The sequence below is a fragment of the Ktedonospora formicarum genome (genome assembly GCF_016587355.1).
Classification (GTDB): Bacteria; Chloroflexota; Ktedonobacteria; order Ktedonobacterales; family Ktedonobacteraceae; genus Ktedonobacter; species Ktedonobacter formicarum.
This window is the reverse complement of the sequence record NZ_BNJF01000001.1, coordinates 2,419,781-2,433,558: the sequence shown is the minus strand read 5'-3', so window position 1 is coordinate 2,433,558 and position 13,778 is coordinate 2,419,781. Positions and strand designations below refer to the sequence as shown.

Annotated in this window: 14 protein-coding genes; 6 read left to right on the top strand and 8 right to left on the bottom strand. The window is 50.1% G+C overall.

All coding sequences use genetic code 11. From position 1 onward, the window contains the following. Window positions 1–111: 111 nt before the first annotated feature. From K3T82_RS10430 to K3T82_RS10420, 3 genes are all read right to left on the bottom strand, one after another. Complete coding sequence (locus K3T82_RS10430; protein WP_220193412.1) at window positions 112–981, bottom strand: RNA polymerase sigma-70 factor; 870 nt, start codon at window positions 979–981, stop codon at window positions 112–114. Window positions 982–1,118: 137 nt separating this feature from the next. Further along, window positions 1,119–1,391 (bottom strand): hypothetical protein, encoded by a 273-nt coding sequence (locus tag K3T82_RS10425; protein ID WP_220193411.1) that lies wholly within the window; start codon window positions 1,389–1,391, stop codon window positions 1,119–1,121. Window positions 1,392–1,439: 48 nt separating this feature from the next. Further along, the gene (locus tag K3T82_RS10420; protein WP_220193410.1) at window positions 1,440–1,901 is read right to left on the bottom strand and encodes a nitroreductase family deazaflavin-dependent oxidoreductase; all 462 of its coding nucleotides are present in this window, start codon (window positions 1,899–1,901) and stop codon (window positions 1,440–1,442) included. A gap of 252 nt (window positions 1,902–2,153) precedes the next feature. Between K3T82_RS10420 and K3T82_RS10415 the strand changes: the two genes are divergently transcribed. Next, complete coding sequence (locus tag K3T82_RS10415; protein WP_220193409.1) at window positions 2,154–3,581, top strand: DUF512 domain-containing protein; 1,428 nt, start codon at window positions 2,154–2,156, stop codon at window positions 3,579–3,581. A gap of 84 nt (window positions 3,582–3,665) precedes the next feature. Here K3T82_RS10415 and K3T82_RS10410 read toward each other — a convergent pair whose 3' ends face one another. From K3T82_RS10410 to K3T82_RS10390, 5 genes are all read right to left on the bottom strand, one after another. Next, window positions 3,666–4,328: an SOS response-associated peptidase gene (locus tag K3T82_RS10410; protein ID WP_220193408.1), complete on the bottom strand. Its 663-nt coding sequence runs from the start codon at window positions 4,326–4,328 to the stop codon at window positions 3,666–3,668. Between the two features lie 225 nt (window positions 4,329–4,553). Beyond that, on the bottom strand, window positions 4,554–5,732 hold the full coding sequence (locus K3T82_RS10405; protein ID WP_220193407.1) for a helix-turn-helix transcriptional regulator: 1,179 nt from the start codon (window positions 5,730–5,732) through the stop codon (window positions 4,554–4,556). 257 nt (window positions 5,733–5,989) lie between these two features. Continuing rightward, the gene (locus K3T82_RS10400; protein WP_220193406.1) at window positions 5,990–7,189 is read right to left on the bottom strand and encodes a M20 metallopeptidase family protein; all 1,200 of its coding nucleotides are present in this window, start codon (window positions 7,187–7,189) and stop codon (window positions 5,990–5,992) included. A gap of 128 nt (window positions 7,190–7,317) precedes the next feature. Next, window positions 7,318–8,493 carry a redox-regulated ATPase YchF gene (gene ychF, locus K3T82_RS10395; RefSeq protein WP_220193405.1) on the bottom strand — a complete coding sequence of 392 codons (1,176 nt, stop codon included), beginning with the start codon at window positions 8,491–8,493 and terminating at the stop codon, window positions 7,318–7,320. 354 nt (window positions 8,494–8,847) lie between these two features. Continuing rightward, window positions 8,848–9,585, bottom strand: coding sequence for a GerMN domain-containing protein (locus K3T82_RS10390; RefSeq protein ID WP_220193404.1), 738 nt, complete (start codon window positions 9,583–9,585; stop codon window positions 8,848–8,850). Between the two features lie 459 nt (window positions 9,586–10,044). Here K3T82_RS10390 and K3T82_RS10385 point away from each other — a divergent pair, with 459 nt between their 5' ends. The 5 genes from K3T82_RS10385 to K3T82_RS10365 all read left to right on the top strand — a co-directional run bounded on the left by K3T82_RS10385 (window position 10,045) and on the right by K3T82_RS10365 (window position 13,674). Beyond that, a complete protein-coding gene (locus K3T82_RS10385; RefSeq protein WP_220193403.1) occupies window positions 10,045–10,275 on the top strand; it encodes an FmdB family zinc ribbon protein in 231 nt (76 codons plus the stop codon). Between the two features lie 202 nt (window positions 10,276–10,477). After that, a complete protein-coding gene (locus K3T82_RS10380) occupies window positions 10,478–10,990 on the top strand; it encodes a hypothetical protein (protein ID WP_220193402.1) in 513 nt (170 codons plus the stop codon). A gap of 258 nt (window positions 10,991–11,248) precedes the next feature. Next, on the top strand, window positions 11,249–12,019 hold the full coding sequence (locus tag K3T82_RS10375) for a ParA family protein (RefSeq protein ID WP_220193401.1): 771 nt from the start codon (window positions 11,249–11,251) through the stop codon (window positions 12,017–12,019). After that, window positions 12,012–13,019 (top strand): ParB/RepB/Spo0J family partition protein, encoded by a 1,008-nt coding sequence (locus tag K3T82_RS10370; protein WP_220193400.1) that lies wholly within the window; start codon window positions 12,012–12,014, stop codon window positions 13,017–13,019. The genes K3T82_RS10375 and K3T82_RS10370 overlap by 8 nt, the downstream gene beginning before the upstream one ends. A 166-nt stretch (window positions 13,020–13,185) precedes the next feature. Continuing rightward, the gene (locus K3T82_RS10365; RefSeq protein ID WP_220193399.1) at window positions 13,186–13,674 is read left to right on the top strand and encodes a DinB family protein; all 489 of its coding nucleotides are present in this window, start codon (window positions 13,186–13,188) and stop codon (window positions 13,672–13,674) included. Window positions 13,675–13,778: the final 104 nt, after the last annotated feature.

Sequence of the window (13,778 nt, the reverse complement as noted above, 5' to 3'; positions counted from 1 at the left end):
AGTGCTCAGAAGCAATATGAGCTCAAGGTGAAGATGGGTTTATCCAAGATAAACCCATCTTCACCTTGAGCTCACAGGTCGCGGCAAATGGCGAGGAACATCTTACAATTTTTAGACGTGTGTGAGTTTCTCTGGGTTGGCGATAATGCGAATTGTTTGAATCTTTCCTTCCACTACGTCGATGTTCAGGACGGAGAATGTCTGACCATCAATGCCAGTGCGAATGATTGCGGCGGTCTGTCCGTTGATTTCCATCATCTCAATATATGAGTTTTCAGGCCAGAAGCGCTTCGTTCCCAGGCTCATACGCATAACAGCATCGCGCCCATGAATTGGGCGTAGCGCGGCTGTCCGCGTTTTGCCACCTCCATCCGTCCACAAGGTCACATTTTCGGCGAGCAGATTCATCAAGGGCGCAATTTCGCCCATTTGCACCGCCTGAATGTATCCACTGAGTAACTGCTGATGGGTCTGGGGAGAGGCGGCAAAGCGTGGGCGATGAGCCCGCAGATGAATTTTAGCCCGGCTAAAAGAACGTCGGCAGGCACTCTCAGTTTTTCCCAGCATAGAAGCAATCTCAGCAAACTCGTATGCGAAGACTTCACGTAGCAGGAAGACCGCACGCTCGAACGGCTGAAGTTGCTCTAGGAGGACCATGAAGGCTATCGAGATCGTCTCCTCTGCCTCGACACGTTTCTCTGGATCGATTGTTTCTGATGTCTCTGCCGTGAGGATCGGTTCTGGCAGCCAAGGGCCCACATACAGCTCTCGCTTACGGCGCGCCAGATCGAGTTGGTCCATACAAAGGCGCGTTAGAATAGTGGTGAGATATGCTTTGAGTGAGTGGATGGTTCCTGGTTGCGCACCCTGATAACGTATATAGGTTTCCTGCACCATATCTTCAGCGTCCATTGCGCTTCCGAGCATACGGTAAGCGATAGCAAAGAGGTAGGTGCGGTAGCTTTCAAATGACTCTTCCATGCTCTTCCCCTGGGTTTATAAAGTTTGCACCTGATTGGCTGCTCTAGCTACGGCTGGTTTGAGGGCCAGATAGCGCGCTGTAATGGCTCCAATAAATGGGATTGCGCCAAAGCTCACCATCAGGTGAATTGCCTGGATCAGCCAATGGAGGTCACCAGCAAGATCATCTGTTGTGTGTAGCCAAAGATTGGGAGTATAAGCGCGTAGATAATCCCTATTGCTCCCATTCGCCTCAATCCACTGGTCACTACCGCTATTATGGCGACAGTGAGTAGAGCGAGCGTAACAAGAAGCCCAAACAGCATATGAATATTGATCAGGGTTGGATGCGTATATGTGCCAATTCCAAGTGCTACCGCTACTATCGCGGCGAGAGTGGCGATGATTTGCAGAGGACGTGCTATATTCATAAAAACGATCCTTCAACTGGTTTGCATTCTATCATATGAGAAGGCGCTTTATCTGGTGTATCCCATGCTTTGTAGTATGAACATCGGGTGGCCGATTGCCGCCTGCTCAAACTCTTCAAGTGAAGAATCTCTGGTGACTCCAAAGGAGCTAGCAAAGGGATTGCCCTCCCGAACATCGTCTCGCATTACGAGGGCTGCTTCCCTGGGAGGTAGCTCTCTGGCATTAACTTTTTCTGTGCGACGCCCACGCGTGAGAGTGGCCTCTCCTGCTGCCCGCAAATTACGAACCCAGTCTACAATGCCATAAGGAGAGGCCATGTAGCGCTCTCCGTTTCGTTCCCAAAGCACTATTGGAACAGTACGTGGCTGCCCGCTTTTTCGACCACGTATCGTGAGCAGGTACATTGGATATTTTCCATAACCTACAAGTTTGAATCCCATATGGGTTAAGGTTACAGTCATCACATTCGCTGCCCGCACAAATAGCGGAGCTTTATTCTTCTTTGCCATATTCTTATCCTCATTTTCTGGGTAGAGACTTTCTCGTCATAACCATCACATATGGTTGTCATATATATAGAGAGGGATGACTTTCTCAATTTGGGACAACTTGCCTGCCTGATTTTGTGGATAGGTGAAAGAGGTTGGCAGACAAGGACTCTATACCCGCAAAGTCAGAGTAATTTGACGGCTGAAAGGTAGAAGGTTTATAATTTGCCGGATAACGTTCAATCTTTTCCCCACTGTTTTCGAGGTTAAACAATGCCAAAACTCTATGGATGGGTGCGTGAAGTAGTGCCCGAAAGCCCGGCGGATCGGGCCGGGTTGCAGTCAGGCGATCTTGTAAAAACAATCAATGGTCATCTTATTCGTGATCTGGTGGATTATCGCTTTTATGTAGCTGACGAAGAGTTGCTTATCGGCTATGAGCGCCAGGAGGACGCGCGCGAGGTTACAATCAATAAGCGCGCGGACGAGAATCTAGGCGTGCTTTTTGGCGAAGAGCCCGCGCCCTTTATCCGCCAGTGTGCCAATAAGTGCGTGTTTTGTTTTATCAAGGGACTTCCTGAGCGTTTTGCGCCTCAGCCCGGCCTCGAACATGGGATGCGCTCTTCACTCTACATTAAAGATGACGATTATCGCTACTCGTTCCTCTTCGGAAATTTTGTCACACTGACAAATCTCAAGGAGCTTGATTGGCAACGCCTCGATGAGCAGAAGCTAACCCCTCTCTATGTTTCAGTTCACTGTACCAATCCCGATTTGCGACGTAAGATGGTGGATGGTCCGCGTGCAGGCGAGATTATTGAGCATATCAAGCGCCTGGGGGATATGGGGATTACCTGTCATACGCAATTGGTGATCTGCCCTCCCATTAACAATGGCCCGGAGTTGGAGCGCAGCATTCGTGAGCTCACAGAATTACGCCCAATTGTCGAGTCCATCTCGGTTGTGCCTGTGGGCCTGACCAAATATAACAATATGATCAAGACTGGCGACCTCCCTCCATTACGTGCCTGTACTCGCGAGGAAGCGGATGAGATCATTGAGATGGTAGAGGCATATCAACGCCGCTTCTCCGCCGAGGATCCTGATGGTAATCCCTTCGTCTATCTCTCTGATGAGTGGTATTACATTACCGGGCGCGATTTCCCGCCAAGCGAGCACTATGGCCTGTATTCTCAGATTGAGAACGGTGTGGGTATGACTCGCTTCTTAATTGAGCAGTGGAATCGAACTAAGCGTCGTCTCCCTGTGGTGATGCCCGAGCCGCGCCCCAGACGCATTACTCTGGTGACAAGTACGATGGCACAGCCAGTAATCGAGGGGTTCGCGAGCGATATCCGTGAGGCTATCGACGGCGTTGAGGTGCAGGTCGTGCCCGTGATCAATAAATTCTTTGGCGCTCAAGTTACGGTTGCTGGCCTGCTTTGTGCTCAGGATGTACTGGAAACGCTCAAGGATTTAGACGCAATGGGGGATCTGGTATTGCTGCCACGCGTCATGCTGGACAATGAGGGACAGCGTTTCCTCGATGACATAACAGTGGATGAGTTCAAGGCTCAGTTGCCAACACGCGTCGAATTTGTGCGCAATGCTCAGGAGACTATCGAGGCTATTCGCACGTTGGCAGGACTGCCCGCCGCCACCCGTGGCCGCCAACTGGTTCGCCTGCAATCTCGCGTCTAAGTGCGAGTTCTTCCCTATATAGCAAACACAAAGAGAAGGCTTAGGAAATAATCTACCAAGCCTTCTCTTTGTGTTTATAACGGCTCACGCGATTAGTTCCGCGCCATCGTATTGTGGATTGTTCACTCGCCGCGAAACCTCGCGCGTTTGCATGGCGTTGGTATCATACGGCTTGAGCAATGGGAGCAGCAGGTTGGGATCGCGTAGTGAGGAATCTAACCACATCTCGCGTGCCTCTGCTGGTAGGATCACTGGCATGCGATTATGGATTGGCGTGACGATATCATTGGCCTCCGTGGTGATAATCGTGCAGGTGCGCAGCTCTTCTCCATCAGGTGTGCGCCAGCTATCCCATAGACCCGCGAACGTAAAAGGCTCATGATCTTTCAATGTAATATACATGGGCGTTTTGCCACCATTTACCTTCTGCCATTCATAGAAGCCGTCGCTGGGGATCAAGCAGCGCCGGGAGAAGAGAAGACGCTTGAAGCTTGGCTTCTCACCTAACGTCTCGGCACGTGCGTTAATCATTCGCGAACCAATACTGGGATCCTTTGCCCAGGAGGGGATCAAGCCCCAGCGTAGCAGGTCAAGGTGCCGCTCCTCTTTTCCTTGCATAATAGTCATCACATCCTGAGTTGGTGCGACATTGTAGCGCGGCCCCGTCTGTAACGACTTGGGGACGGAGACCTGAAATGCCCGCGCTACAGTATCACTATTAATAGTCAGGGTAAAACGACCGCACATATGGCCTTCCTCCTTGATAAGTTTCTTCGACTACATACAACATAGTGTACACGCCTTTTGCTCCGCGCTTCGACGCTGTCCGAACAACATGCTTAAAATACAATCATCTCCGGTGCGCTGATCAAGAATGACAACAAATAGAGATCATAGGGTGCCATATTCTGATTCTTTCTGGGAGAGGGTGAAGTGGTTAGCGTTTGAAATGAGGAAGATGCTAGCGTGAGACTAAGCGGCAATGAGTGAGGTCGTATGTTTGCTTTTGCTATCTGTGTACCAGAGATTCATAGGGAATACAGCGTTTTTTTTCTCAGAGCCAGCCCTTTTGTGTGCTGTCCGTATATTGAAATTGTTTTTGAAACCGTTTTTTTTCTTTGTCCGCGAGTCGCTTGCTGAATGAGGTTGGCGAAATTGCTTTTTTTTATTCGCCGCAGCTATTGCAGGGGTATCTCTCGTGACTGGACCATGCCGGCGTTGTAAGGGTGCTCTGATGCCATTACGCAGCGGTCTGGTATGTTGGGGTGCACGATATATGACTTTTTTTCTTTGGGGCGAACCCACGTAAGCTTTTTTTTCTCTTCGATAGCTTGCTGGTGCCATATTGGGCGATGCATCGGTTTCTTCGAGAATGTAGCCCCATTCGCTCAACATACGGGGTAGCTGTCGTGCCTCATATGGAGAGAGGTGGAGTGGGCGCGCATAGGGCGGCATCTCATCCTCTAACCGCTGGCAATAGTTTTCCCAATAGTGTTCCAGGTCAAAATCCTGTGGATAGATAAAGGTCTTCTCGGTCATCTCTACACATTGCATCGTGGCGACCGCGATCACGCTTATCTCGCAATGCGCACCAATGAGGAACCATGTACCTGCTTTGGAAACAAGTCCATAGGGGGCTATAAGCCGCTTCACTAGTGCTCCATCATCCATATGATACTGAATATGCAGTATGTGATCTTCATAGAGCGCTTGTTGAATCAGTGGTAGATGATGTTCGCTATGACTCGCGCTCGCGAACCAGGATCGGTGGTCAACATGAACGCGTTGGCGTGTATGTTGAGCGAGCTCACAATCTGGTACAGGCAGTGCCGTCATTAGCTTCAACCGGGCATCATGGAGCGCTTGTGCCATACCCAGGTCCACTAGTGAGCTACTATCTAATGCCGTAAAGAGGGCCTGGATCTCGGTAGAGTTCAGTCCGTTCAGGGTGGTTTTGTAGTCCCCCAACAATTGGCACCCTCCGCCGGGACCTCGCTCGGCATAGACAGGTATACCTGCCATACTCAGGGCTTCCATGTCACGGTAGATGGTGCGTTCGGAGACTTCCAGGCGCTCGGCAAGCTCTCTCGCGGTCATCCTGCCCCTGGTCTGGAGTAACATGAGGATCGTTAGCAGTCGATCCGCGCGCATAAAGGTTGACCTCCATATATAGCAATAGACGGTCGAACAGCAAAGCAAGTATACCATGAAAGATCGGTAATTTCCAATGACACCGGGTTGCCTCAAAGAAGTGCGTGTTTTTTGCGGCGCGTGCTACAAAGAAATGTGAGTTTCTGGAAAAGAAAACGCAAAAATTTGTGGCGCGCCACAATCGACCATAGTCGATGGTTTTGTAGCGCGCTACAAAAACTGATACCTTTTTCTGCACTACTCAGGCATACTCTGACTCACGCACTAAAGAACTCGAAGACTGAGCGTGTAAGGACCTCGACTGCGATGGGTAGTGCGTCCTCATCGATATTGAAGCGGGGATGGTGATGAGGATAGGTCGTCTCTTTCTGCGAGTTACCTGAGCCAACGATGAAATAGCAACCAGGAACAGCGTCAAGGAAGTAGGCCATGTCATCGCTGCCAGAGACGCGAACGGCATCGCTCTCATTGACGTTTTCCACTCCAACTGTATCTATAGCTGCCTGACGTACGACTCCTGTCATCCCCGCATCATTGGTGCAGGGGGGGCAGCCATCGATAACCTGGACCTCGCAGGAACCGCGCATTGAACTGGCGATCCCTTGCGCTACTTCAGTAATGCGTTGCAGCAGATAGGCACGAGTATCCTTGTCATAGGAGCGCATGGTTCCATCCATTACAACCTGCTCAGGAATGATATTGAATGCTGTGCCTGCCTGAAGTCTAGCTATTGTGATGACCGCTGCCTGGAATGGTGAGATCTCTCGACTGATGAGCGTCTGAAGGGCGGTGATAATCTGTGCTGAGATGACCACGGGATCGATAGCAGTCTCCGGCATAGCCGCGTGTCCACCCTTCCCTTTGATGGTAAACTGCAAGCTATCCGCGCTGGCGAAGACGGTTCCGCTGCGCACACCAACCTGCCCTATGGGCACTCCGCTGATGAGATGGAGACCGATAATAGCGTCGATTCCCTGCAATGCGCCCTCTTCAACCATTGGTTTCGCGCCACCAATGCGCTCCTCTGCTGGCTGGAAGATAAACTTGACGTTGCCCTTGAGCTCAGATTTACGTTTGCTGAGAATATCGGCGACGGTCAATGCGATAGAAGTATGCCCATCATGTCCGCAGGCATGCATTTTGTCATCGGTCTGGGAGCGATAGTCAAGCTCGTTGAGTTCATAAATAGGGAGGGCATCCATATCCGCACGTATCGCAATCGTACGTGCATTCTCAGGAGCCGCGCCGCCACGTAGCAAGCCTGTGACGCCTGTTTTGGCAATACCTGTCTGCACTTCGAGCCCCAACGCCTTCAGGCGTTGGGCTACAATGCTTGCGGTTCGCACTTCTTCAAAAGCTAGCTCAGGATGTTCGTGCAGGTCGCGGCGGGTCGCTATGAGGTCGGGAATTCGCTCATCAATTTCAGCTTTTAAATCCTCGATGGGGGATATAGACATGGAACCTCCTTACATGTACTCGGCTGGCAAGCTGTCAAATACTTGTTAGCATCGTATCACATTGAGGAGGCCCATGTGCATCAATTGGGGCGTATGCTGGTTTTTCTCAACGAGAGAATCGCGCCTGGTTATTTTCCTTTGTTAAAGCGGAAGTGCGCTATATCGCCGTCTTTAATTTCGTAGTCGCGGCCCTCCAGGCGTTGAACGCCCTTCTTGGTCGCTGCCGCAAAGGAACCACACTCTATGAAATCATTAAAGTGTGTTACCTCAGCGCGGATGAAGCCCTTCTCAATATCAGTGTGGATCTTGCCAGCAGCCTCAGGAGCCTTCGCGCCCCTGGTAACCGTCCAGGCACGGACCTCATCTTCGCCTGCTGTAAGAAAGGTAATCAGGTTCAAGAGACGGTAGCCAACCTGGATCACACGCTCAGCGCCGAGCTGGGGTAGACCCAGGGCTTCCAGGTATTCGTTTGCCTCCTCTTCGGGGAGTTCGGTAAGTTCTGCTTCTAGCTTGGCAGAGACTGCCGCAACCTGCGCACCCTCTGCCCTGGCTCGTAGCGCGACCTGCGCGATTCCTTTGAGCTCACCTTTCAAGCTCTCTGGCACGACCTGCTCACCCTTCTCGATTTTCGCCAGGACCTCATTTGCCTCCCCCAGCATATCTTCGCTAGTGTTGAGCACATACATACGTGGTTTCAAGGTTAGCAGGAAGAGCTCATCTGTAACCACCCGATCCTGGGCGCTAATTTCAACGTCGCTTGCCAGACCAAGCTCATTGAGGGTTTCCTGTAAGCGTTGGAGGAACTCCATTTCCTGGACATACTTTTTATCACCGGACTTGGCGGCTTTTTTTGTACGCTCTATGCGCTTCTCAACGGTCGCGAGATCTGTCATCGCCAGTTCCGCATTCAGGCTGTCCAGGTCGCGGTTGGGGTCGATAGTGTTGTAGACATGAGTCACATTGTCATTCGCGAAGGTACGTAAGACGATGGCTAACGCGTCCGCATTACGAATATGACCAAGAAATTCAGGGCTCAGTCCTTCTCGTTTCTCTTTCGCGGCCTGTGATGCCTGTCCCATCCCAGCCACGTCTACGAATTCAACCGTTGTATATGTCTTCTTCTGAGGCTGAAAGATGTCCGCGAGCGCATCTACGCGAGTATCGGGAACCTGCACTACTGCGAGATTGGCCTGTACTGTGCTTGTCGCGTACCCTCCGATGGGAGCACCTGCTTTTGTTAATGAGTTAAATAGCGTCGTTTTGCCGCTCTGGGGTAAGCCAATAATACCAATTGTAAGAGCCATACGTCATCCTCCCTGGCGAAAAAATCTCTGCAATCTATGTGAAAAATGTGTTTGCTCGATGGCAGCCTCCCAATGCAACAATACTTGACATATTCGGTGCTGTCACCGTTATACTCTTCTTGTCGGTGTCGGCTGGAGACGGTAAGAGATTGCTGAGCGTGCAAATCTTTCCCTCAATCCGTCTGAGGATCCTGCATTGCATTATTGTACTATCTTTGACGCCGGAATGGTACACGCCTCTCCATGCCTCATAAAATACAGGAATGTGCATGGTGGTGCTTGCTAATGTACAAGCACCACCATGCACATTTTCATCTGAAGACCTGACAAGCAGGCTACATGCGTTTCAGTGGTCTACTTTAAGCAGGTATTGGCTCCGCTCTCGTCACCGAAGCATGATCCATTCTTTGTAAGAATGACGACTTTGCGAATGGTGGAGAATTGTTTCAATGTGGCTTCAATCTGAGCACGGACACGTGCATCCATGCCTATTCCTGCTGAGGAGGTGTCACGGCAGAATTGCAGGGTTGCGGTTCCCTGTTCAGCGGTTGTTCCCTTAGTATTGAGATGAATGACGAAGTCTGCCTTACTACCGCCAGGGCAACTTGCTGATCCTTGTAACATGGAACCAAGCTCACTATAGTAGCCCTGTTGCTGCTCGCTAGCTGTTGGGCCTGTGATGAGGTATTGGATAGCGGCTGTGGCGACTGCCTGGCTGTTTGTCGTGCGGTCAAGTGGGTGGACAGAGCTAAAACTGGTCTCTCCCTTCCTGGAGAAGAAGACCTTGATGTGGTAGACTTGTGCTCCTGGTGTACTCGCTGTGCCTGTCCCCTTATTATTCTGATCGGAGGCATTATCACTGCTCGAATCGCTGGATGTAGGGGTAGCGGTCGCGCTGGTACTGCTATTATTGGTGGTCGTCGTCACACTGCCATTATTGGGAGTGTTATTTTGCGAAGTTCCACTATCATTACAGGCTGTTAGCATCATTAACAGTACACAAAGCGATGTTAATGTTAGGAATATTCCTTTACGGAAAGAAGGAAGGTGTTTATCTATAGCATCATTGCGTCTTTGCGATTTATTTATCATCGCTGATCTCCTTGAGTTATAGTAGGCGTGATATAACTTGGAATGTGCTATACATGGAAAAGACATACAACTCTATAGAATATAGTATACGTTTCATAGTATGAATGTTTTTTTAAGTGCACGAATATGTCTCGATCTGTGCCTCCTAACAGATCTTCTCGCTCTATATTTTCTTTCGCTACATGTCAGGCTTACCATGCGGATCAGGATTGCTTATAATATTCCCTTCTATTTCTTTATAACGCAAAATGCTGCGATATGTCTCAAATTTGCAAGCATGATTTATCATACGTTTTGCGCTGCAATTACTTTGCGAATTCCAGAAGGAAATGGCTAGGATGGGGAGGGGATTAGAAGGTTCAGACTGTCAAATAGCTGCGACTTGACGATAGGTATATCAGGCACTACAATATCTTTGGATTAATGTGTCTTCCCATACTGTGTGGAGGTATTTTCTACATGCCGTTGTATGAATATTACTGCCCCGACTGCAAAGCCAAGTTTGAACTGCTCGTTAGCCACAAGCATGCGGATGACGTGGTATGCATGAAGTGCCATAGTGAGAAGGTGCGCCGCCTCCTCTCTGTGTTTGCAGCCCAGCGGAGCGGTGCTGAAGATGGAGACTTTGACGATTACTCTCCATCTATGGGGGATTGTGGTTGTGGTGGTGGTAGTTGCGGGTGCCACTAAGGTCTTATTCGAAAACTAACGCCGCTCTTGTGGCTAACGCCGAAGTGCTTGGGTTTTCGAATAAGGTGTAAAACACCTGTTTCATGAATGTTCGTTCGTCTTGTTATATCTCACGTTCTGTGCCAGAGTGCCTGGTTATGATGCTATCATCCAGGCAGGCTCCTCTGGTTGTAAAAAGCTTCCGCGAACAGGTTAAGCATCTATGTTGTTTAATAAAGTAAGCTATCGGCGTGGCCTGATTGAAGGGATTATCATTTTCGCCATTGGTCGTCTCTGCTCTCTTATCAGCCCGTTTGTCTTTCCCGATTGGACATATGTTGCGGCTCCCATGTTATTTATGGCACTGCAATATGTCATCGCTCCCGTGTGGGCTGCCAAGCGTATTGTTTCAACGAAGCGTGAGCGCCTGAGCAAGCGTTTTGTCGTGTTTGGCCCCTTGCTGGCAGGTTTTTGCCTGGCTCTGGATCTGATTGTGTCGCTGGCTTTGGGTTTAGCGGTCAATCCCTTTGGTGGAGTACAACAGGGTCCCGTCCTCTTGCGGATGCTGAATCCTGGTTCCAATCATCTGAACGTAGGGGATTTCGCGCTGACTGAGGTCAAGACCGCGATTACCCTGCTCGCCTTCTATACGCTGGCTGTCATCTGCACTCGCCTGGCTGCTGGTGGCTTTCTACGTTTTACCATGCCTGCCGGTGGGAATCGTGTCACCCTCTAGAAGTAAGCATCATTGGTTGTGCCAAGTTGGGCTTGCGTTTTCTATCTCCAACGTGCATGTTTTTGCTTGAAGATAGTTGAGGTATGCTACGCCCTCTGTATCTGCTTTGATATCTTCTATTGCCTGTCTGTATTGCGCCCTTGAAAGTACAGAAGGTAGATTTCTTGCGTCTGGCAGACTCATTTGTTACAATGTTCTTGGACTATTTGCTTAGCTTGTCTCCTTGGCAGGGCCAGACGAAAGGTACGGTTGTGATCCGTGTCAAAAGTGTACGCAATTACGAACCAAAAAGGGGGCGTGGGCAAGACCACGACTGCGATTAATCTTGCCACGTATCTAGCAGCCGCGGGTCGCAAGGTGCTACTGATTGATATGGACCCTCAGGCCAATACAACCAGTGGCATTGGTGTGACTGAGCGCCGACGTAAACATACAATTTATGACCTCCTGGTGCAAGAGCAAGATACTATAAACATATTCGATGTAATTGTGCCATCCAGCCGGCGTGAGCTTGTTGTTGCGCCCTGTACGGTAGATCTTGCTGCCGCTGAAGTAGAATTGGTGGGTGCATTGGCGCGTGAGCATCGTTTGCGCGACGCCATACAACCTATTCGCGACCGCTGCGATTATGTTATTATCGATTGCCCCCCATCGCTCGGTTTGCTGACCATTAATGCGTTAGTAGCCTCGGATGGTATCTTGATTCCTATTCAATGCGAATATTTAGCCCTTGAAGGTTTAACTCAGTTACTCAACACTGTGAACATTGTCAAGAATAAGCTTAACCCCTCGCTTTATATTGCGGGTGTGGTCATGACGATGTTCGATTCGCGTACGCGTCTGGCAGGCGAGATTGTGCGTGAGGTGCGTAATCACTTCCCCAAAGAGGCGTTCCAAACTATCATCAATCGTAATGTTCGTTTAAGTGAAGCACCTAGTTTTGGTCAGCCTATTCTGGATTATGACGCGACGTCTCCAGGCGCGCTGGCTTATCGAGCGCTCGCCGAGGAGGTAATGGCCCGTGGCTAAGCAGAAATTTGGTCTGGGACGTGGTCTCGACGCCTTGATTTCAGGTGCCTCAGAGGTGATGGCTCCACAATCACAACCTCTCCCACCTGACAGTGATACTGGCTCTCTGCCCCTGGTTCCTATCGAAAGTATTATCCCCAATCCCCGGCAACCGCGAAAGGTGTTTCGCGACGATGACCCCAAACTCCTTGAGCTAAGCTCCTCAATTAAAGAGCATGGTCTCTTGCAACCCATCGTGGTGACGCGCCTCGATCTGCCAGAGAAGCATGATGGTACAGGTGATGCCTGGTTCGATGACACGAACGAAGCGAAAGCAGGCGGCGAGAAAGGCGTTGTGAAGTTCCAGATTATCGCTGGTGAACGTCGCTGGCGTGCCTCAAAGAAAGCAGGTCTGACTCAGGTTCCTGTCCTGATAAAAGAGGTTACGCCTCAGCAAATGCTCGAACTGGCCTTGATTGAAAATATTCAGCGCTCTGATCTCAATCCCATTGAAGAGGCCCTGGCATATCAGGCATTGATTCAGGACTATAATCTGACCCAGGAACAGGTTGCGCGTCAGGTTGGGAAGGACCGCTCGACTGTGACCAATTCGTTGCGTTTGCTGCAACTGGCCCCCAAGCTGCGCGATGCTCTGATCAATCAGCCTGAGAACTTTACTGAAGGGCATGCCCGTGCCCTTGGTGGCATTACCCGCGAAGAGGATCAGGTTACCGCGATGAATCAGGTGATCGCGCTCCATCTGAATGTACGCCAGACCGAAGAGCTCGCTACACGCATCAAAGCGTCGCGGGATATAGAGTCGGCTATTCAGAGGGCTACCCCTCCGTCGAAGCGCTCGCCTGAGCAGGAAACGTTGGAGTCGCAATTCCGCGATGCGCTGATGGTCAAAGTTGATCTGAAATATAATGCGAAAGGCAAAGGGACTATCGTTCTCCACTTTAACGATCAGGATGAACTGGAGAGTCTCTATGCTCGCCTCGTGAAAAAAACAGATGAATAAAACAAGAACGTGACCTGGACAACCCCCTAAGCTGTCCAGGTCATGTTTATAATGGTTCAATTGTATCTGCCACACCCTTCATCTCACGAAGCATGTGTGCGCTGCAAATTCCCTGATCTGGTATACTCAATAAAATAATTGCTTGCAAGAATATTGTGGAGGTTTGATGGTGGTAGAAGAAGAACAGCAACACCCCTTTGAGACTGTACGAGGCAGGCTGGTGTCCGCGCGGGTGACCTTCCTGGGACAACTGGCGAAGTTTAATAAAGACGAATTGGCGGCTCTCTTTGGCAAAGGAACCCTATCCCCTTTACAAATTGCTTATCATCTCTATATGATCGAGGGCTTGACGCTGGTGCAATTGCGTCTTGTTCAGGCGGAAGAAAATCCCCTTCTGGAAATTAGTGAAATCGAGGAGCAACCAACCCAGGCTAGCGCTACTCCCGATTCTTCCACAACACTTGATGCGGTCATGGCTGGCATGGCGGCTCAGCGCGAAGAGCTTTTCTCCTGGCTCTCCACTCTACCTTCTGAAGCCTGGACACGCCCCTTTCGTCATCCTCGCTGGGGTCAGCTTAAGTTCCACCAACTTGTTCAATCTTTGATTGAACACGACCAGCACCACGCACAACAACTTGCCTGTCTCAAAAAGTAGCGAGAAAACGCTTAAAATCTCTAGCAGAAGTAAAATTTCTACAGATTTTGGTAGATTTATTCTTGTCAGCGTTGGAAAACCACGTTATGATATGGAAGTAACTT

Bases quoted from the DNA above. Each gene is read 5' to 3' on its own strand.
- K3T82_RS10430 (WP_220193412.1), bottom strand. From the start codon at position 981: ATGGAAGAGTCATTTGAAAGCTACCGCACCTACCTCTTTGCTATCGCT.
- K3T82_RS10425 (WP_220193411.1), bottom strand. From the start codon at position 1,391: ATGAATATAGCACGTCCTCTGCAAATCATCGCCACTCTCGCCGCGATA.
- K3T82_RS10420 (WP_220193410.1), bottom strand. From the start codon at position 1,901: ATGGCAAAGAAGAATAAAGCTCCGCTATTTGTGCGGGCAGCGAATGTG.
- K3T82_RS10415 (WP_220193409.1), top strand. From the start codon at position 2,154: ATGCCAAAACTCTATGGATGGGTGCGTGAAGTAGTGCCCGAAAGCCCG.
- K3T82_RS10410 (WP_220193408.1), bottom strand. From the start codon at position 4,328: ATGTGCGGTCGTTTTACCCTGACTATTAATAGTGATACTGTAGCGCGG.
- K3T82_RS10405 (WP_220193407.1), bottom strand. From the start codon at position 5,732: ATGCGCGCGGATCGACTGCTAACGATCCTCATGTTACTCCAGACCAGG.
- K3T82_RS10400 (WP_220193406.1), bottom strand. From the start codon at position 7,189: ATGTCTATATCCCCCATCGAGGATTTAAAAGCTGAAATTGATGAGCGA.
- ychF (WP_220193405.1), bottom strand. From the start codon at position 8,493: ATGGCTCTTACAATTGGTATTATTGGCTTACCCCAGAGCGGCAAAACG.
- K3T82_RS10390 (WP_220193404.1), bottom strand. From the start codon at position 9,585: ATGATAAATAAATCGCAAAGACGCAATGATGCTATAGATAAACACCTT.
- K3T82_RS10385 (WP_220193403.1), top strand. From the start codon at position 10,045: ATGCCGTTGTATGAATATTACTGCCCCGACTGCAAAGCCAAGTTTGAA.
- K3T82_RS10380 (WP_220193402.1), top strand. From the start codon at position 10,478: ATGTTGTTTAATAAAGTAAGCTATCGGCGTGGCCTGATTGAAGGGATT.
- K3T82_RS10365 (WP_220193399.1), top strand. From the start codon at position 13,186: ATGGTGGTAGAAGAAGAACAGCAACACCCCTTTGAGACTGTACGAGGC.